Origin of the sequence: Bacillus sp. 123MFChir2 (genome assembly GCF_000383235.1) — a bacterium.
Classification (GTDB): Bacteria; Bacillota; Bacilli; order Bacillales; family Bacillaceae_G; genus Bacillus_A.
In genome coordinates this window covers 31,234-48,509 of sequence record NZ_KB910930.1, presented here as the reverse complement: position 1 = coordinate 48,509, position 17,276 = coordinate 31,234, and the positions used below count along the sequence as shown (strand labels likewise).

Below are 17,276 nucleotides of genomic sequence, written 5' to 3'. Positions count from 1 at the left end.
AACAGAGCCGCCCCTTTTTCGCGGAGCCGCTCTTGTTCAATCATTATTTTAATTCATTTGCAAGTTTCATAAGACTACTTGCATTCATATCTTTTCCTTTCTCTTTATATTGCTCAATCATGTGCATTTTCCCGTCTTTCTCCCAAATCAGTACATTTTCATATTCTGTATTATATAAAACAGCCTTTACTCCTTGAACACTTGTCTCCGATACTTTTGCATCTTTTGCTACATAAGGAATTGGCAATGTATGTGTCCAATCTTGAATACCTGCAAGTTGTGTTTTCACATTCCCAGGAATAATTGGAAGCTCTAAAACTGTTTTTTGTAATTTCGCAACATCTACACCTTCTGGAACAGAAATTTTTGGTGCATCAATTACATTATAAGAAAAACCGTTTGATGCTCGATTGCCCTCAATGTCTATTTGTGTGCGTACTGATTCCGGAACCGTTACCGAAAACTGTTTGCCATTCAAAGCACTCTCAAACTGCGTATTGCTTTGTAGTTGTTTCAACAATTTATTAGCTTTTTCTGTATCGAGCTCAAATTGCATAATAAATGACGGATTCACATCCACATTCGTTACACGATATCCATTTGGCACTTTTGGAACAGCATATCCAGCTTCTCTTGCTTGCTGATCCGACTGAAAGTGAGCATCTTTTTTACTTCCACTATCTTTGATCCCTATTTTACCAATTCCTTTAATGGATTTCTCTCCTTCTTCCGTTTTAGAGATCCATCCTTCAATTTCATGTAAGTCCGACTCAGTAAGTTGCACAAACTGTACATCCTTTACTCGAAAAATTGATAACAAGCTACTTGCTCCTGCTCGTACTTCTGGAACTGTTAAAGACACACACACAACTGCCGCCGCTGCTGCTGCGGTAATCCAACGTTTAGATGATTTCTTCATATTCTCCCATCTTCCCTTCTTTTTACTTTCTTCCCTATTTATTTCTTCCGTTTTATGATTTTGGATATTTTTCTCAAAGGTTTTCCAAGCTTTATCAATATTAATATCTTGACTAACGTTTGCAAATTCATCATCCAATATCACTTGTTCCCATTGATTAAGCTTGCTCATTTCTTCTAACTTCTGTTGACATGATTTACATTGGTCAAGATGTTGAATATATTGCTTTCTTTCATCGCGGTTTAATTCTCCATCTAAATACGCCTGAATAAATCCAATATCTTGGCATTTCATTTGTTACCCCTCCTTCATCCCTCTATACATTTTCCGAAATTTTGCTTTCGCTCGTGCTAGCATTGTTCCAACCGAGGAAACTTCCATATGAGTAGCCTCCGCGATTTCTTTATATTGAAATCCCGAAAACTTCATTAATAAGAGGGTACGTTCACGCTCATCCATTTCTTTTAATGTACTTTGTACATGAGTAATTTCTTCTTTTTGAATACATTGTTCTTCCGATGATGGACTGCTAATTGACTGTTTATAATTTGCTTCTTTTTCGATTCTTGCTTGATGCCTTTTTTCAGATCGCAAATAGTTATATGCTGCATAAATAGATGCTTTTGCAAGCCATGCTGATACACTTTCAATCTGTTTCCATTCTGTATGATATAATTGCAAAAATACTTCTTGTGCTAAATCTTCAGCAATTGCTTGATCTCGCACAATCCTCATAATTTGTCTCACAACGTGAGCATAATATTCTTTAAACACATCTTGAAACTGTATATTTGAAACTGAATTTTGTTCATATATATTTAACAATGAAGCTTTCACCTCCACTCGTTTCTTCCTCCTTATTAGCTACTGTCACTATAAAGAAACCACAAATTCACTGTTTGTGACAAAAAAATAAAAAATATTTTCGTAACTACTCAGTTACTTTATGAAAAAAGGGCAGAAAAGCATTTTTTTAAATGGGCGAGAGGGACTGGTGATGCATAGAAGCGGTTAGGGCCTTTTCCTGCCACGTGCAATGTTTAAAACAAAAGGAGGAAGCAAATAGCGATCATGCTATATTCTGCATAGCAGCAACTTATATGCCGAAAAACCAATATGTATAAACCTAAAAAACAACATAAACATCCTCTTTTTTAGTTAGACAAGAACACCTGGACATATATAGAAATTATCCATAAAATGGTATAAAGTACATATAACCATTTCTAAGGGAGAAGAAAATGAATACTAAAAAAGCACAAAAAGAAATCAAGAAAACAAAGAGAAAAGTAGGAATTGTATTACTTTCTATGTTGATTATTGGAGCTTGTTTTATATACTGGCAGTTTTTTAGTTTGCAAGGTGTTCCAACAGGAAAATTAATTCGAACAATCGAATCCCCAAATGGAGATTATAAATTGAAAACTTATTTTCAAGATGGGGGATCATTAAGTCTAGACGCCGTTAGAGGTGAATTGGTCCATCTGAAAACGAATTCTTCTAAAACGATATACTGGAATTATCCTGATGCCGATCCACTTGTTGAATGGATTGATGAAACTACAGTGAAAATGGGAAATCAAACTTTACATATTTCGAAACAAGAAACATATGATTGGCGTGATGATGAAAATCATAAAAGAGAATACCCTAAGCAATTTGTAAAATGAAAAGGAGAGTTATCATATCAACAACATACCTAAAAAAACGTTAAAAAAGATCGAAAACGATATTCAAAATAATGATTTAGGAAAAGCGAGAGAGCGACTACACGGCTTAATTGCGGCTTATCCCAATGCATTAGACCTTCGTAAGAAACTAGGGGATATCTATTATAAATTACAATACCCCGCAATGGCCGGGCGATATTGGTACTTAGAAGAGCAGAAAACACCTGAAATGATTGAGGCATGTTCACTATTTGAAAAATCTATGGGGAACAACGCTAATCAGATAGCTAGAGCCTTAAAATTTAAAGGAGATAACGAAACGATTAAAAAGTTATGTACTGACCATATCGCATCTTCTCTGCAAAAAAAAGGAACAGAAAAAATGATAGAAGAACCCGTGGAATGTGCGTGGCGTATAAGAAACCATCGTGAAGTGCAAGTAGGAAAACCAGACTATGAACTTACAAATTCGGATGGATCTAGATTTTGTAAAGTCACAAGAAAACTACTACGAAATCGGAAAGTACAAAAAGTCCATCATTTTTCACCCATTTCCGATTTAACAATTGAATTTGATGAAAAATATCTTTTTAGATATTTTTCATGATAGTAACTTTTTTGAAGGCTGGCAGTTACATATAGGGGATGATTTTCATGTTTCTTTACCAGGTGGAAGTTTAGGATAAATAAAAATAAAAAAGAAAAGAGAGAATAGAATGGATAATACGTCTAAGTTAACACAAGAACTTAACGAGTTGAAAGAATCTATCAATGAATTAAAAGATGAGGTCCGTAGTTTAAAAGAAGAAAAAGAACAGAAAAAGAAAAGCTTTGATATCGGTGATAATCTAGGATTTGTTGCTATACTAATTTTTGTTGTTGCAATTATGTATATCACTCGTTAACAAAAAAGCTGCAAACGAATTGTTTGTAGCTTTTATTTATCCCGCATTAACGGGCAGTAATCCCCCACCTCAAGATTCAGAGAGAAACAAGGAAGATAGGTGAAGGGATAAACTGCCCGTAAAAGCCCGATTGGTGAGGGCTAACCATCAGTGGGAGATACCTCTCCACTGATGGAAGTTTCACTTTATAGTACTGTATCTAATTCGACAATTTTTAAAAATCGGTTATTCCAAATATTTTCATGATGCTTCACAATTTGTTCTGCTTCTAATACTGCACTCGTTATTGTACTATGTGTATTTTTAGCAAGAAGATTATTTTGATATCCTAAGCTATAAGCAGCTCGAATTGTAGTATCTAAACAAAACTCTGTTTGAGCTCCTGCAAAAATAATTTGTTCAATTTCTTTCTTTTGTAAGTAGCCTAATAGCTCTGTTTGATAAAATGCATCCCATTTCGTTTTTTGAATCACTTTATCTGAGGAAATTTTCGCTAGCCCCTTATGTAATTGCCATCCATCTTTTCCTTCAAACATTTCATCCGTTTCCTCTGTACCCGTATGTTGAATAAAAATAACTGGGATATTTTTTTCGTGAGCTTTCGTAATTAACTTGTTTATATTTTCAACTACACGTTCTTTATCATATAAAAAGTTTTGCGGTTCAAGAAAGAAAATCTCCTGCACATCAATGACAACTAAAGCTTGTTTCATTACTATTCCCCACCCTATTTGTTTCTTTTTTATTATAGCATTCATTACCAAATTTTGTCGTTTTTTTGATAAAGTGATAAGGAACATTTTTATCTCCAAATTTTAAATTAACTTTTTATTAACTAGAGGAGGTACGCATGAAAAGAAGAAAAGACGAGAAAGAACTGAAAGCTTATGCTATCGGTACAGATGATTATGAAGTTGTAATCAGTTACAACAAAGAAATTGCCTTCTACTGGTTACGAGATTCAGTTGGAAAAGAACACACATCAGATTGGAAGGTCTGGGAATTCCCATTAGATCAAAAAGTTTATATAAGAGATTTTGGAGAAACTACTGCAAGAGAATTGCTCAAAGAAATAGATAAAACTCCTGCTGTTGTCTTTTCAAAAAAAGTAAAAAATAATTTCTACGAGAATTGGTTATCACATGATAATTTACCAGAATATGATGAGGATGATGATACAATGTAAAATCCCGCCACAGAAAAACTATCTTTTCTCCGTGGCGGAATTTTTAACTGCTACATTCAACTATATAAATAAATTTTAATTTTTCGACATATAAGATTGCAATGCAAACGAATAATTATAATAATCCACAGCATCTCGGAGAGAATTATTCTATTGGAATAAAATTTGTAAAATTATCGAAAAATGTCGAATTAATAAGAATATTGTCTTTTTTTTGTTGATTTATTATATTTTTAATGATACACTCATATCATAAAGAAAGAGTAAAAACGAAAAAACCCTTCAGTTTTAAAATTTTTAGAAAATTAAGTATTTAACCATTTTACTGTTCACTTCCATGCTTGTGTTTCTCCTACTCTTTCTTTTTAGCGCCCCCCTTATCAAGCCACCCTTCTTGATAAGGGGGGATAATCCTTGTTCATTTAAAAAAGCACTTTTGAAAATTTCATAAGTGCTTTTTAAAGTTAACAAATTATCGATTCATAAATTGCATTCCTATATCTGTTGCATCTTCTTTATTTAAGTGATAAATCGTTTTGTTTCCAACACATTGAACATATGCTTCGTCATAGTATTGTTCAGCTCTAAACGATACTACATTAAATGTAATTTTCTTCCCGTCATCTAGCACAAAGTCAATTTTACGGTGCGAAGATTGTTCAAAAAATCTCTTTTTAAAAAATTCTTTTTGTGTTACCACTTTTTTTGAACTGATTAACTTTTGAAATACATCTCTCGCATCTTTCCCACCATCTGTAATCATACCCTCAGCAACCGAATCTGTTTCTAAATATGTTACCTTTAAAATCATATCCGGTGTTAGTGCTATCTTATCTTCGTGTTCGATTAAAAAGATATATATATATAAAGGAACGAGTATAAATAATACTCCTAAAATTATTATACCTATTTTTTTCTTGTTCATTTTCTAGCCCCCCTCGTATAATCGTAACAAAAACTTTCTAACAGATTCAATAATTTAAATCATCCTTGTGAATGTAAAAAATACCGAGCGATGGTGCTCGGTATTTCCCAAATCCTATTCCTCTTTCGGAAGAACAATTCCTTTATACAATTGTACTGTAATAAAATAGTAGATCGTATAAATGACTACGAAAATGACAATTGGAAGCCAAATACGGAAATATGGATTAATTAAGATAAAGCTAAAAATATTCATTCCGATTAATACGTGCACAATCCCGATAATTGCAGGGAATAAGAATACGAAGAACAATTCTTTATAAATTGACTTCGTTAACAACTCACGACGTACACCAATTTTACGAAGCATGTTGTAACGTGTAATATCTTTTGATGCTCCGGATAGGATTTTAAACATTAAGCAGCTTGCCATCATTGCTAAGAACGCGATTCCTAGGAAGAATCCCATGAATACGGTTCCGCTCGCAATGCCATAAAATCCAGTATACATCGCATATTTCGTTGCTAAGTCATCTGCTTTTACATCTTTATGTTTCTGTAGTTGCAACTCATCAAGTTTTTTCCACTCATTTTTGTGTGCAATAAAATCATCTGTTTTTCCAATAAAGACAATGCCTTCTTTTCCTTTTACTTCATTGTACATCTTCTGATCGACAATTTTAATTGATTGATTGCGGTATAAATAAAATGGCTGAATATTTCTTAACGCCTTATCCCAGTCTTCTGGGATTACCACTGATTTTTCTTGACTACCTTTTAAAACGGCACCTACAGGAAGATCTCCTGAAACACGTTTAAATTTACCAAAGCTTTCTTTTCCTACACCATCATGTACTAATGGAGGATGTTTCTCTAAATCTTCTTTTACATAATAAACAAACTTATCATCGACTTTATAACGATATTCATTTTTCTCATTGAATGGAATACCGTTTAATATTTTCTTCTCTTCTGCTGCTGGGTTATGAATAACCGAATCATATATTTGGACACCATCAACCATCATCATAATGTTATTTTTAAATGCCATACCACCAGAAATAGACCCCGCACCAAGTGCAACTAACATCGCTACTGTTGCTAGTACTTTCGTTAAGCTGTTAATACGGAAGTTTAGCTGTGCAAATGTAAAGGCATTAAGCCCTTTTTCGCTTCGCTTTTTATTACTTTTCAGCTTTTTGATCACAAGTGGAAGGACAGAAGCAAACAACATATACGTTCCAGCTGTTGTTGTAATCAATGCAATGATGATACCCACTTGTTGTAGTTTTTCCATATAAATCATAGAAGCATAACCTATTGCTAATAAGATTATTGCAAGAAATCCAATAACAGCAGTCGTTTTTCCTTTTACAGTAACGCGCTCTGCTTGCGCATCTGCATGCACAAGCTGCAATACTGAAATACGTGATAACTTAATACTATTCATAATTGCTGATAATACAAATAATGAAACGAAGAAGATACATGTAACCGTCATCGATGGAACATAAAATGCATGATAACCGACTGCTGGAAACTCCAGCTGCTTCATAAGTAACTGACCGATTCCTTGTGCTAGCCCTGCACCAACTGCAATCCCGATTATAAGAGACGCGAATCCAATTACAATTGTTTCTATAAACATAAGCAATGTAACCTTATGCTTTTTTGCTCCTAACATCATATACATACCAAACTCTTTTTGACGAAGAGATAATAAGAACGAATTCGCATATAAAATATAGAAGAACGTTATAATTGCTAATAAGAATGAACCAGCATGAAAGACAAATCCAATTGCTGCAATAACGGAATTTGATTCAAGAAACGCTTTATTCAGCGCAAGCGTTTGAAACATATAAAAAATAGAAATTGACATAACAAGACCAGTTAGTAAAACGATATAGTCTTTCAGTTTACTTTTCAGTCCTGACATGGAAAGCTTAAATAACATGCCTACCTCTCCTTTCTTACGCTTTTTGTGTGCCTAAATCAGCAAGCACATCTAAAATTTCTTTATAAAATTCTTCACGTGTACCCTTGCGGTGAATTTCTTTATATAACTCACCATCTTGGATAAATAAAATACGTCGGCAATAACTTGCACTAAACGGGTCATGTGTAACCATCATAATAGAAACACCTTGTTCTTCATTTAAGCTTGTCATCGCTTCTAAAAGACTTGTCGCATTTTTAGAATCTAGCGCTCCTGTTGGCTCATCTCCTAAAATAATGGCTGGTTCATGTACAAGCGCACGCGCTGCTGCTGAACGTTGCTTTTGTCCACCAGATACTTCAGATGGATATTTTTGAAGCATCTCTGAAATCCCTAGCATTTCTGCCACCTTCTCTACTTTCGGTCCAATCTTTTTTGAAGGAACGCCTTGCAGTGAAAGAGGCAATGCAATATTTTCATAAATTGATAGATTTTCTAGTAAGTTAAAATCTTGAAATATGAAGCCTAGTTTTTGTGAACGGAAATCAGATAATTCCCCTTGCTTCATTTTCGTAATATCTGTACCTGCAATTTCAACAACGCCTTCCGTCGCCTTATCTAATGTTGAAATAACATTTAATAATGTTGTTTTTCCAGAACCAGAAGGTCCCATAATCCCAACAAATTCCCCCTCTTGAATAGAGAATGATACACCCTTTAATGCGTGTGATTGACTCTCACCTTTTTTACCGTATACTTTTTGAACATTCTTTACGTCTACAACTGGTGTTTTCATATAAATCCCCCTGTACTTTGTTTTCCTGTTTCTATTTTGCTCCTTTAAAGCATTATCTACCATTGATTAAACTTACATTTATCTTACAATTTTGTCATATACAAAAACGGCTCCATATGTTACATGTAAACATGTAGCATATGGAGCCGTTTATTATTTTAATCGCTGAACAGGTGAAAACCTATCACTTACATCGCTATACGAAGAAGCTTTTTATGCCTTCTTTTTTAAAGGTACTACTTTACGCACAGCTCCATGAAACGAAGAGTTTACAGGCACTTTCAGACTGTTTATTTTCAGAATAACTCAGCCAGACAACAAATCTGGAATCGATTAGTTTCTCGCAGCTTGGACGTCGACTAAATCAAGTGCCAATCGAGTTCTTTCAAGCAATTTTTCTTTATTTAAAATAAAGTGAAACTTCCATCAGTGAAGATTTTCTTTGTTTACATGTACAGAACACCCTTTCAATTATTCCTCATCATCCCAAAAAATGATTCTTCTTGTTCTTCTTCTATTTCTAATTCTTCCTCTACTACTTCTTCTATTATTTCCTCTACATCCACATCATCTATTAATTCATTTAATAATACGCCACCTAATATTCCAACTGCTAATCCACCTACCATGCCCGCAATTGGGCTTCCCGCTTGTTTATGAAATGAATGATGATATGTTTCATAAGAAAACGGTTGGATATATCCATAAGGATTGGACGTTATTTCTGTTATATATTGTTTTAACATAAACGCTACCTGTCTTGTATCCCGTAACACATCTTGTGAAATAAAGAATTCACGTTTCGCTTCGATCTCTTCATAACGATTACGACAATCTATCTCTAACCAAATTCGGATTCCTGTTCCTTCATAAGCAAGGCGCATCTCTATTTCATTCACCTGCATTACAAACAACTCTGTAGGAACAAAAGAAAATTCTTGTCCATATGTATCTACCTTACCGGATTTTGATTTCTCCTGAAACCCTAGACTGCTCAGTGCATAAAAAATGGTTTGTACTTCCTTAGAAGCATCTATAACAACATCATCAAAATCCATTCGATCTATTCCGCCTTGAATATCTAAATGCGTATCAAAATAATAAGAAACACCTTCTCGAGAAATCGGAAAATGAGTTGGAATCACATAAGAAAATGGAATGACTTTTTGTTCGCTCGGATAAATCATTTGTGCTCCACTTAGTGGAATCAGTGCTATTTCACGGCGGACCATATCTTGTTTTGTCATAAAGCGCATCATGAAACTTACAGCCAGACTATTTATTTTTTGTTCTACTTCACCGCCTTGAATATGTACTTCTCCATATACAGTCTCTCCCGCTGCATACGGACGATTCTCAAAGCGTAAATCAACTTTAGCTGCTCCTTTTCCAAACCTTGCTAACATTTTCTTAAGCATCTATACCGCTCCCTTTGTTTTTAGTTTTATAAAAAACTGCTTTTTTATCTACTTTTCCCTCTTCATTATTATATAAGGATAAAATGTTATTTGTATAATAAAAACCACTAACACAATCATGTGGTAGTGGTTTCATGTTGGCGTTTTTTCTCTTCTATTCAGATTGCTTCGATTTTTGCGGTTGACTTTTCTTACGATTGTTTTGTTTTGCTTGCACAACTGGATCAAGTTCATTGGAAAACTCAGCGTTATGTCCATTTTGTGTTTTTTGCTCTGGGTTATTTTGATCGGAACGCGTTGTCATTTATATCACTCCTTATTAATGCGGTGTAATAATCATTTGGTGTTGTAATTGACGTATTGCCATACGCGCACGGTTCAGCTGTTCACGTTGTTCATCATTTGCGTAGTTCTGCATCGTTTGCATCTCATTGTAAGATTGTTCCAACTGAAGCTGTGCATCAGAATATTCCATCGTATTGTAATGTTCTTGTCTCATTCCAATTTCTAATTGTTCTTTTGCATACTCCATTGCTTTTTCTGCATTTTGAATACATGCTTCTAGTGCATCACGCTCTGCCATGATTGTTCCTCCTTGCCTATATTTCTCCTTTAGCTTGTCCGTTCTATGTGAACCTTATGAGTATGTTATAATGATTTTTGCTCATATCTTTGAGGAGGAATAACATGAAAGTTCAAAATCCTTTCCCATATTCAAATGACAATAAACGTTACCATACGTGGAACTACCATCTGCGCGGACATTTCGGCGAGAAAATCTTTAAAGTTTCCTTAGATGCTGGATTTGACTGTCCAAACCGTGATGGCACAGTTGCGTATGGCGGCTGTACATTTTGCAGTGCGGCTGGTTCCGGAGACTTTGCCGGTGACCGCCGTGATGATGTTGTTACGCAATATCATGAAATGAAAGAAAAGATGCATACGAAATGGAAAGATGGTAAGTGTATCGCCTATTTCCAAGCTTATACGAATACACACGCTCCAGTTGAAGTGCTAAAAGAAAAATTTGAACCTCTTTTAAAGGAAGAAGGCGTTGTCGGTCTTTCGATTGCTACAAGGCCAGACTGCTTACCTGATGATGTTGTCGAATATTTAGCTGATTTAAATAAACGGACGTACCTTTGGGTCGAACTTGGCTTACAAACTGTACATGAACGTACAGCACTTCTCATTAACCGTGCTCACGATTATCCTTCCTATGTAGAAGGGATAAATAAACTTCGTAAGCATAACATTAACGTGTGCTCACATATCATTAACGGTCTCCCGCTTGAAGACTATGACATGATGATGGAAACAGCGCGCGAAGTCGCAAAACTTGATATTCAAGGAATCAAAATTCATTTGCTCCACTTATTAAAAGGAACGCCTATGGTGAAGCAATATGAAAAAGGTCAACTACAATTTATGTCTCTTGAAGATTACGTGAATCTCGTTGTTGATCAGCTTGAAATCATTCCATCAGATGTCATCGTACACCGCATCACAGGTGACGGTCCGCCCGACTTAATGATTGGTCCAATGTGGAGCTTGAACAAGTGGGAAGTATTAAATGCAATCGATGCTGAATTTGTACGCCGCGGTAGCTGGCAAGGCAAGTATGCAAATGAGGTGAAGACAGTATGAAATTAGAACGCATATTGCCTTTTGCTCGCACGCTGCTAGAGCGTGCGGTGAAAGAAGGAGATTACGCCGTTGATGCAACGCTAGGCAACGGTCATGATACGTGCTTTTTAGCAGAGCTTGTTGGCGAAAGTGGAAAAGTATTTGGCTTTGATATTCAAGAAGAAGCCATCACCAACTCAAGCACACGGCTACAAGAAAAAGGACTGACGGGGCGTGCTGTTCTTATTCATGATAGCCACGATACATTAACAGCCGTTTTACCAGAAGACGCAAAAGGAAAAGTAACGGGAGCGATCTTTAACTTAGGCTACCTTCCTGGCGGTGACAAAAGCATCGTCACAAAACCAAACTCAACTCTTTCTGCCTTGCAGCAGTTATTAGAAGTGATGGCACCAGAAGGTATCATCGTCCTTGTCATCTATCACGGACATCCTGAAGGACAAATAGAACGCGATGCCGTTATCAAATTTGCAAAGCAGCTCGCTCAAAAAGAAGCACACGTACTGAAGTACGAGTTTATGAACCAACAAAATAACCCGCCGTTTATTATTGCGATTGAAAAAAGATAGAATAAGTGCCGCGCCAATATATCGACGCTTCGACAGGGTTTAAAGACTCTTCGACAAATTCTGGCATAATTACACCTAAAAAATACGTGCATACGCGCGTATTTTTTATTCTCTAAGAAGGATTCTTTCACGCGAAACAAGAATTTCTATATCCTAATGAAAACAAAGGGGATGAACAACTATGATTGGAATACTAGCAGGGATGGGCCCAAAATCTACTGGACCATTCGTTGATAATGTAGTAAAACAATGCCAAGAAATTTACGGGGCGCAAGATGACATGGACTTTCCTCATATGATGATTTACTCATGTCCGACGCCATTCTATATCGATAAAACGATTAATCATGAAGAGATGGAAAGAGCTATTATAAACGGAGCACAAAAACTTGAAAGTACGGATGTTGATTTTATTGCTATGCCATGTAATACTGCACATCTTTATTTTGATCAACTACAAGCATCCCTCTCAATTCCAGTATTAAATATGGTGAATGAAACACTAAAAGAAATACCTACTCACGTTCAAAAGTTAGCTCTTTTAGCAACTGATTCAACCGTTCAATCTGGTATATATCAAGAAGGATTTGTAAAACGTGGTGTCGATTATATCCAAAAAGATAGTTGGCAAACTGTTGTTAATCAAATGATACATAAAATAAAAATAGGGCAAATAAACGAAGCAAGTAACTTGTGGCATACACTATGCTTAGAATTAACTGAAACTGTTGATGCTGTTGTCATAGCTTGTACAGATTTGAATGTCGTATTAGAGACAAAACAAAATCATCTTTACATTGTAGATTCCGCTACATGTCTTGCCAAAGCTATTGTAAATAAGTATGTAGCTTATCAAAAGGAGATCCAGAACTAATTGACTCCACAGAACGGTGTGTGCAATATTGCCGTTCTGTTTTGATAGATTCTAGCAACTAACCAATGTCTCATCGATATATCGGCGACTTTTGAAATATATCGACTACTTTTCATCATATATCGGCGCTTCGACACGATTTAAAGACCCCTCGACAAAATCCAACATGGATATAACAACAAAAGGAGCCCCCTTGAGCGCTCCTTAATTCGTTTCTTCTGGATGCTTTAAGAACCAAATATCCACAATAATAACTACTGCTAATACCGCCTGCATAATGTAATCTACAGTTGTTGGTCCACCTGCTTTTATCAGCATATTATAAATACCAAGTACAAATGAAATAGAAAGGCACACTAATAACGAAACTTCGATATTATCATATAACTTTTTAAAGAATTTCTTCATTTTAGCACCTCCGCATTTACATTTTACCATATAATAGAAAAAAAGAGGTGAATACATGACAATCTTTGGTATCATATTTTGGTCCATTTGCATTTTGCTTATTAGTGTAGGGTTTTTCTTACAGCGCAAATATAAATCCAAAGCTCCAAATAAATCAGATAACCAAACCATTCATGAGGAACTAGGAAGAGATGATCAGCATCGGAATGATCCTTTTATCCCGTATTAACATAAAAACGAGCTGCATCCTACCCTCTGTAGAATACAGCTCGTTTTCATTACTGCGCGATTTTCTTCCGATACATCTTTCCATTCCAGTAGAAAAAGCGTGAAGTAAAACCTCCGTATTTCACGATGCGCCGTGCCATGTGCTGCATTTCTTTTTGCTGCGACACTTTCTCGTCTGATAAATAAATGCCAAGCAGTCCTCGGCTGATGAGGCGATGGAATTTCATGTGCGGCAGTTGTTCTAAACTTCTTTCTGCTTCTATTACAAAATGTTGCAATCTCTCAAGAGTTGTTTCTTTATTTTCATAATAACTACAAAAATTTAAATCTCCGCCAATTCGATCTTCTTCTTGGTCAATGAAGTAATCAAGTAAAATATGTAGTCCTTGTACATAAGGAAAATATCCTTGTTTAATTTTCATAATATCATCGTCTGTTAATTCATCATGGAATGCATACGCTACAAGGCAGAAAATACCGAGCGTTGAACCTGCACAAGCAGAAAACTCAAACCAGCTCATTGGCGGGACTTTTTCACGATGTGCTGCAAACCACGTTTTTAAGCGCTCTTCTCTCTCTTCTTGCTTTACATGTTTATGAATCTGTAAATCACAGTAATAACAAGCAAGTTCGTGAAGAATTGGTGCAATCTTGTTATAATGCTTCGTCTTCGCAAGCACTTCTTGACAAGTTATTACAAGTTCATCTAAATAACCACCATCATCTTGATCATCACGGTAACGATAATAGTTGCTTCCTTCACTTCCTGGTGTTAGCGCTGCAAGCATTGACTCATGGAGCGCTGCAAAATCATTAGGATCAAGTGATGTACTACGGTCGCATAAATTATCCAAATAATCACTAATTGTTTGATATGCTACAATGAATCGAATGCATTCCTCGCGATGTTCATCGGCAAGCAGCGCTAGAATGCCGCCGCCTTCACAGTGAAATGTTTTATGCTCAATACTCGCTAATGCTTGATTATGGAGTTCATCATTCGGAATATGGTAGGCGCGTTCTTTCCACATTGCGAGCTCATGGTGTACGACCGGAAACACATCTCGGTATACTTTCGCCATGAGCGTTATGGGGTTACTCGGTACTTTCACTTCTTTCTTCATCTCCTCTAAATGAATATAAAATTTATACTGTTAAATATTTATTTCTTTTTCTTGAATTAAATGTGTTTCTACAAACGATTTAGCATATGCAAAAATTTCATCTTTTTCATACTCATTAAACAGCTCATGGTAACAATTCGGCCATTCCTTGTATGCTTTGTCACTAATTTTCAGACTATCAAACCAGTTGCGGACGCGTGTTTTATCTACAAGTTTATCCTCACATGCCTGCATTAGCAAGAGGGGTACGTCCGGAAATTCATCTCGTTTTTCATGTGCAACTTCTATAGCTTTAATTAACTCACTATACCAACGAACTGATACTTTGCGCAAGAACAATGAATCATTTTCCATCGCATCGCGAATTTCATGATTGCGCGTTGCCATTTCAACTGTAATATTTGAATGAAATTGCATTTTCGGTGTCACAACATTCAGTACCTTCGCAATGGTACGAATCGGTAGTTTCGGCATTGATAACACCCCTAAACATGGCGAAGTCAAGACTACTCCCTGCACATCCATTTTCGTTTCTTGCAGTACGCGAATGACGGTTAATCCTCCCATACTATGTCCGAATAGAAAAAGGGGCAAGTAATATTTTCTTGCTTCTTTAATCCATGTCTTTACTTCTTCTATGTATTCATCAAATGACGTAATATGTCCTCTATTTCTTGAAGTTGTTCCGTGCGCAGGTAAATCTCCCATCACAACATGAAAGCCAAAATGACGCCACATGTCTGCAAGTGCTTCGTAACGTCCATGATGCTCCATTGCACCATGTACCATAACTATAACACCTTTCGCCTCTTCTGCTTCATAATTCCACATAAAATTCCTCCATTTCACTCTATTTCATAATTTGCTACACTAGTATTAGTTTCTAGGAGAGGAAGGTTACTTATATGATTTATCCTTACAAAGACAAAAACCCGAAAATTGCTGATAGTGCATTTATTGCTGACTATGTCACAATTACAGGTGATGTTACAATTGGTGAAGAATCCAGCGTTTGGTTTAACACTGTCATCCGTGGGGATGTTTCTCCTACGATTATCGGAGACCGAACTAATATACAAGATCAATGTACACTTCATCAAAGTCCAAAGTATCCACTTATTTTAGAAGATGATGTCACAATTGGACATCAAGTCATTTTACATAGTTGTACAGTGAAAAAAGATGCTTTAATCGGTATGGGTTCCATTATTTTAGACGGAGCTGAAATTGGTAAAGGTGCATTTATTGGTGCCGGCAGTTTAGTACCACAAGGAAAGAAAATCCCGCCAAATACACTTGCATTCGGTCGCCCAGCCAAAGTAATTCGTGAACTAACGGAAGAAGACCGTGAAGATATGTCTCGCATTCGTCGTCAATACGTCGAAAAAGGACAATATTATAAAAGTTTACAAACGAAGTAATCTTTTTAGCTGCCACCTTACATGGCAGCCTTTTTTCGTAAAACTCTACATTTTCTTTACAGAATCTTAGTATTCCCTCAATAAAATCTTATTAACATATAAATGCAAGTTGACTTTTTCACACCTAAGTCGCTGCTATGCAGGACAAAACGTGGCCGCTACTTGTTGTCTATCTTTGTTTTAAACTTTGCACGTGGCAGGAAAAGGAACTGACCGCCTCTATGCATCGCCAGTTTCTCTCGCCCACCGAAAAAGAAAAGGGTTTTATGTTGGTTTTTCAATTTACATCTATATATATGTAGTAAGGAGGAGAAGTTTAATGAAAACTAGATCCAGCAGCTCCTTATATAAAATAGAGTGCTACATCTTCAAAGGAATTAATCATTATTTCGAACGTAAGACATTAAACATCTTTTTTGGCACCATTACTCACATGGGCGGTGCAACGTTTACAATCTCTCTTATTATATTCTTACTTGTTCTCACAAGCGGATCTTTACGAGGCATAGCAATTACAAGCGCTATTTCCCTTGCCATTAGTCATATTTCCGTACGAATTTCCAAAAAATCCCTTCCGCGAAAACGCCCTTATTTAACAATTCATAATGCAAAGTACCCTACAAATCCATTAATGGATCATTCTTTTCCATCTGGACACACAACTGCTATCTTTTCTGTTATCATTCCTTTTCTATTATATGAACCACATAGACATTCTTGCTACTTCCTGTTGCAATTAGCGTAGGCATTTCGCGTATTTATCTCGGCCTGCACTATCCATCTGATGTGCTCGTTGGCATGTGTCTCGAATCAATAGCCGGCATTGTTTCTTATTATCAATTCATTCCACTTTTTATATAGAAGACCTTCATGAAAAACTATAGCCCTTGGGACGCTTCCCAAGGGCTTTTAAAATGAAATATTTTCAAGCTGAATGTATCGCATTCAAAATTGAAGTTTTATTTGTAGTAAATAACAAATAATTGTATTTTTTAGTCTTAATCAGGATTCGATCCGTTGTCCCATACGGCGTTCCAATTCGAATTACATTCGCTTCCTCTCCACCATAAGTGTCATCTTCAATGACCTCAATAATTTCCTTTAGAGGAATACAAATTTTTGCTAGTTGCCATTCAATCATTAATTCTTCGTCTGTTTTTGTAACTTTAATTCCTAGCATTTGATCAAGACCTTTCCATGATTAATAGATTTTTATAACAAAAATAAAAATCTATTACAAATTTTACC

Annotated in this window: 23 protein-coding genes and 2 pseudogenes; 11 read left to right on the top strand and 14 right to left on the bottom strand. The window is 35.9% G+C overall.

Annotated features, from left to right (window positions below; translation table 11 throughout):
* Positions 1-43: 43 nt before the first annotated feature.
* Both H280_RS0106225 and H280_RS0106220 read right to left on the bottom strand, forming a co-directional pair.
* The gene (locus H280_RS0106225; protein ID WP_020060257.1) at positions 44-1,213 is read right to left on the bottom strand and encodes an anti-sigma factor family protein; all 1,170 of its coding nucleotides are present in this window, start codon (positions 1,211-1,213) and stop codon (positions 44-46) included.
* Between the two features lie 3 nt (positions 1,214-1,216).
* On the bottom strand, positions 1,217-1,762 hold the full coding sequence (locus H280_RS0106220; protein WP_020060256.1) for a sigma-70 family RNA polymerase sigma factor: 546 nt from the start codon (positions 1,760-1,762) through the stop codon (positions 1,217-1,219).
* A 398-nt stretch (positions 1,763-2,160) separates the two neighbouring features.
* Between H280_RS0106220 and H280_RS0106215 the strand changes: the two genes are divergently transcribed.
* The 3 genes and pseudogenes from H280_RS0106215 to H280_RS0106205 all read left to right on the top strand — a co-directional run bounded on the left by H280_RS0106215 (position 2,161) and on the right by H280_RS0106205 (position 3,494).
* On the top strand, positions 2,161-2,589 hold the full coding sequence (locus H280_RS0106215) for a DUF5412 domain-containing protein (protein ID WP_020060255.1): 429 nt from the start codon (positions 2,161-2,163) through the stop codon (positions 2,587-2,589).
* 16 nt (positions 2,590-2,605) lie between these two features.
* Positions 2,606-2,983: pseudogene (locus tag H280_RS25635) on the top strand (DUF6584 family protein); the annotation flags it as partial.
* Between the two features lie 322 nt (positions 2,984-3,305).
* Complete coding sequence (locus tag H280_RS0106205) at positions 3,306-3,494, top strand: hypothetical protein (protein ID WP_020060253.1); 189 nt, start codon at positions 3,306-3,308, stop codon at positions 3,492-3,494.
* A 185-nt stretch (positions 3,495-3,679) separates the two neighbouring features.
* Here H280_RS0106205 and H280_RS0106200 read toward each other — a convergent pair whose 3' ends face one another.
* Positions 3,680-4,207, bottom strand: coding sequence for a cysteine hydrolase family protein (locus tag H280_RS0106200; RefSeq protein WP_028411120.1), 528 nt, complete (start codon positions 4,205-4,207; stop codon positions 3,680-3,682).
* A 137-nt stretch (positions 4,208-4,344) separates the two neighbouring features.
* On the opposite strand from H280_RS0106200, the gene H280_RS0106195 reads away from it, so the two are divergent.
* A complete protein-coding gene (locus H280_RS0106195; protein WP_020060251.1) occupies positions 4,345-4,680 on the top strand; it encodes a hypothetical protein in 336 nt (111 codons plus the stop codon).
* A 472-nt stretch (positions 4,681-5,152) separates the two neighbouring features.
* Here the strand turns inward: H280_RS0106195 and H280_RS0106190 are convergent, their stop codons facing one another.
* The 3 genes from H280_RS0106190 to H280_RS0106180 all read right to left on the bottom strand — a co-directional run bounded on the left by H280_RS0106190 (position 5,153) and on the right by H280_RS0106180 (position 8,339).
* Positions 5,153-5,605, bottom strand: coding sequence for a hypothetical protein (locus tag H280_RS0106190; RefSeq protein ID WP_020060250.1), 453 nt, complete (start codon positions 5,603-5,605; stop codon positions 5,153-5,155).
* 114 nt (positions 5,606-5,719) lie between these two features.
* Entirely contained in the window at positions 5,720-7,561 is a 1,842-nt protein-coding gene (locus H280_RS0106185) for an FtsX-like permease family protein (protein WP_020060249.1), read from the bottom strand.
* A gap of 16 nt (positions 7,562-7,577) precedes the next feature.
* Positions 7,578-8,339: an ABC transporter ATP-binding protein gene (locus H280_RS0106180; RefSeq protein WP_020060248.1), complete on the bottom strand. Its 762-nt coding sequence runs from the start codon at positions 8,337-8,339 to the stop codon at positions 7,578-7,580.
* A 140-nt stretch (positions 8,340-8,479) separates the two neighbouring features.
* Between H280_RS0106180 and H280_RS26955 the strand changes: the two genes are divergently transcribed.
* Entirely contained in the window at positions 8,480-8,644 is a 165-nt protein-coding gene (locus tag H280_RS26955; protein WP_442852815.1) for a DUF4372 domain-containing protein, read from the top strand.
* Positions 8,645-8,806: 162 nt separating this feature from the next.
* Here the strand turns inward: H280_RS26955 and H280_RS0106175 are convergent, their stop codons facing one another.
* Genes H280_RS0106175 through H280_RS0106160 form a run of 4 tightly spaced genes read right to left on the bottom strand, consistent with a single transcriptional unit; the run spans position 8,807 to position 10,340 of the window.
* Complete coding sequence (locus H280_RS0106175) at positions 8,807-9,757, bottom strand: sporulation protein (protein WP_020060247.1); 951 nt, start codon at positions 9,755-9,757, stop codon at positions 8,807-8,809.
* Entirely contained in the window at positions 9,750-9,893 is a 144-nt protein-coding gene (locus tag H280_RS25630; protein ID WP_020060246.1) for a hypothetical protein, read from the bottom strand. The genes H280_RS0106175 and H280_RS25630 overlap by 8 nt, the downstream gene beginning before the upstream one ends.
* Before the next feature lie 18 nt (positions 9,894-9,911).
* Entirely contained in the window at positions 9,912-10,061 is a 150-nt protein-coding gene (locus H280_RS0106165) for a hypothetical protein (protein WP_020060245.1), read from the bottom strand.
* Between the two features lie 15 nt (positions 10,062-10,076).
* Positions 10,077-10,340, bottom strand: a complete 264-nt coding sequence (locus H280_RS0106160) for a YtzC family protein (protein WP_020060244.1) — start codon at positions 10,338-10,340, stop codon at positions 10,077-10,079.
* A gap of 104 nt (positions 10,341-10,444) precedes the next feature.
* Between H280_RS0106160 and H280_RS0106155 the strand changes: the two genes are divergently transcribed.
* The 3 genes from H280_RS0106155 to H280_RS0106145 all read left to right on the top strand — a co-directional run bounded on the left by H280_RS0106155 (position 10,445) and on the right by H280_RS0106145 (position 12,847).
* On the top strand, positions 10,445-11,404 hold the full coding sequence (locus tag H280_RS0106155) for a TIGR01212 family radical SAM protein (RefSeq protein WP_020060243.1): 960 nt from the start codon (positions 10,445-10,447) through the stop codon (positions 11,402-11,404).
* Positions 11,401-11,973 carry a class I SAM-dependent methyltransferase gene (locus H280_RS0106150; protein WP_020060242.1) on the top strand — a complete coding sequence of 191 codons (573 nt, stop codon included), beginning with the start codon at positions 11,401-11,403 and terminating at the stop codon, positions 11,971-11,973. The genes H280_RS0106155 and H280_RS0106150 overlap by 4 nt, the downstream gene beginning before the upstream one ends.
* A gap of 181 nt (positions 11,974-12,154) precedes the next feature.
* Positions 12,155-12,847, top strand: coding sequence for an aspartate/glutamate racemase family protein (locus H280_RS0106145; protein WP_020060241.1), 693 nt, complete (start codon positions 12,155-12,157; stop codon positions 12,845-12,847).
* Between the two features lie 204 nt (positions 12,848-13,051).
* Here H280_RS0106145 and H280_RS0106140 read toward each other — a convergent pair whose 3' ends face one another.
* Positions 13,052-13,255, bottom strand: a complete 204-nt coding sequence (locus H280_RS0106140; RefSeq protein WP_020060240.1) for a hypothetical protein — start codon at positions 13,253-13,255, stop codon at positions 13,052-13,054.
* Positions 13,256-13,310: 55 nt separating this feature from the next.
* Between H280_RS0106140 and H280_RS25625 the strand changes: the two genes are divergently transcribed.
* Positions 13,311-13,484, top strand: a complete 174-nt coding sequence (locus H280_RS25625; protein WP_020060239.1) for a hypothetical protein — start codon at positions 13,311-13,313, stop codon at positions 13,482-13,484.
* A gap of 49 nt (positions 13,485-13,533) precedes the next feature.
* On the opposite strand, the gene H280_RS0106130 is transcribed toward H280_RS25625, so the two are convergent.
* Together H280_RS0106130 and H280_RS0106125 are read right to left on the bottom strand one after the other, a co-directional pair.
* Positions 13,534-14,595 (bottom strand): tetraprenyl-beta-curcumene synthase family protein, encoded by a 1,062-nt coding sequence (locus H280_RS0106130; protein ID WP_020060238.1) that lies wholly within the window; start codon positions 14,593-14,595, stop codon positions 13,534-13,536.
* A gap of 42 nt (positions 14,596-14,637) precedes the next feature.
* A complete protein-coding gene (locus H280_RS0106125) occupies positions 14,638-15,438 on the bottom strand; it encodes an alpha/beta hydrolase (RefSeq protein WP_020060237.1) in 801 nt (266 codons plus the stop codon).
* A gap of 74 nt (positions 15,439-15,512) precedes the next feature.
* Here H280_RS0106125 and H280_RS0106120 point away from each other — a divergent pair, with 74 nt between their 5' ends.
* Both H280_RS0106120 and H280_RS23125 read left to right on the top strand, forming a co-directional pair.
* A complete protein-coding gene (locus tag H280_RS0106120; RefSeq protein ID WP_020060236.1) occupies positions 15,513-16,028 on the top strand; it encodes a gamma carbonic anhydrase in 516 nt (171 codons plus the stop codon).
* 319 nt (positions 16,029-16,347) lie between these two features.
* Positions 16,348-16,889 (top strand): annotated as a pseudogene (locus H280_RS23125) (phosphatase PAP2 family protein).
* Positions 16,890-16,953: 64 nt separating this feature from the next.
* On the opposite strand, the gene H280_RS0106110 reads toward H280_RS23125, so the two are convergent.
* Complete coding sequence (locus tag H280_RS0106110; protein WP_020060235.1) at positions 16,954-17,208, bottom strand: SunI/YnzG family protein; 255 nt, start codon at positions 17,206-17,208, stop codon at positions 16,954-16,956.
* Positions 17,209-17,276: the final 68 nt, after the last annotated feature.

Bases quoted from the DNA above. Each gene is read 5' to 3' on its own strand.
- H280_RS0106195 (WP_020060251.1), top strand. From the start codon at position 4,345: ATGAAAAGAAGAAAAGACGAGAAAGAACTGAAAGCTTATGCTATCGGT.
- H280_RS26955 (WP_442852815.1), top strand. From the start codon at position 8,480: ATGGAGCCGTTTATTATTTTAATCGCTGAACAGGTGAAAACCTATCAC.
- H280_RS0106140 (WP_020060240.1), bottom strand. From the start codon at position 13,255: ATGAAGAAATTCTTTAAAAAGTTATATGATAATATCGAAGTTTCGTTA.
- H280_RS0106175 (WP_020060247.1), bottom strand. From the start codon at position 9,757: ATGCTTAAGAAAATGTTAGCAAGGTTTGGAAAAGGAGCAGCTAAAGTT.
- H280_RS0106225 (WP_020060257.1), bottom strand. From the start codon at position 1,213: ATGAAATGCCAAGATATTGGATTTATTCAGGCGTATTTAGATGGAGAA.
- H280_RS0106215 (WP_020060255.1), top strand. From the start codon at position 2,161: ATGAATACTAAAAAAGCACAAAAAGAAATCAAGAAAACAAAGAGAAAA.
- H280_RS0106110 (WP_020060235.1), bottom strand. From the start codon at position 17,208: ATGCTAGGAATTAAAGTTACAAAAACAGACGAAGAATTAATGATTGAA.
- H280_RS0106155 (WP_020060243.1), top strand. From the start codon at position 10,445: ATGAAAGTTCAAAATCCTTTCCCATATTCAAATGACAATAAACGTTAC.
- H280_RS0106185 (WP_020060249.1), bottom strand. From the start codon at position 7,561: ATGTTATTTAAGCTTTCCATGTCAGGACTGAAAAGTAAACTGAAAGAC.
- H280_RS0106150 (WP_020060242.1), top strand. From the start codon at position 11,401: ATGAAATTAGAACGCATATTGCCTTTTGCTCGCACGCTGCTAGAGCGT.
- H280_RS0106205 (WP_020060253.1), top strand. From the start codon at position 3,306: ATGGATAATACGTCTAAGTTAACACAAGAACTTAACGAGTTGAAAGAA.
- H280_RS0106125 (WP_020060237.1), bottom strand. From the start codon at position 15,438: ATGTGGAATTATGAAGCAGAAGAGGCGAAAGGTGTTATAGTTATGGTA.
- H280_RS0106120 (WP_020060236.1), top strand. From the start codon at position 15,513: ATGATTTATCCTTACAAAGACAAAAACCCGAAAATTGCTGATAGTGCA.
- H280_RS0106160 (WP_020060244.1), bottom strand. From the start codon at position 10,340: ATGGCAGAGCGTGATGCACTAGAAGCATGTATTCAAAATGCAGAAAAA.
- H280_RS25630 (WP_020060246.1), bottom strand. From the start codon at position 9,893: ATGAAACCACTACCACATGATTGTGTTAGTGGTTTTTATTATACAAAT.
- H280_RS0106200 (WP_028411120.1), bottom strand. From the start codon at position 4,207: ATGAAACAAGCTTTAGTTGTCATTGATGTGCAGGAGATTTTCTTTCTT.
- H280_RS25625 (WP_020060239.1), top strand. From the start codon at position 13,311: ATGACAATCTTTGGTATCATATTTTGGTCCATTTGCATTTTGCTTATT.
- H280_RS0106165 (WP_020060245.1), bottom strand. From the start codon at position 10,061: ATGACAACGCGTTCCGATCAAAATAACCCAGAGCAAAAAACACAAAAT.
- H280_RS0106180 (WP_020060248.1), bottom strand. From the start codon at position 8,339: ATGAAAACACCAGTTGTAGACGTAAAGAATGTTCAAAAAGTATACGGT.
- H280_RS0106190 (WP_020060250.1), bottom strand. From the start codon at position 5,605: ATGAACAAGAAAAAAATAGGTATAATAATTTTAGGAGTATTATTTATA.
- H280_RS0106145 (WP_020060241.1), top strand. From the start codon at position 12,155: ATGATTGGAATACTAGCAGGGATGGGCCCAAAATCTACTGGACCATTC.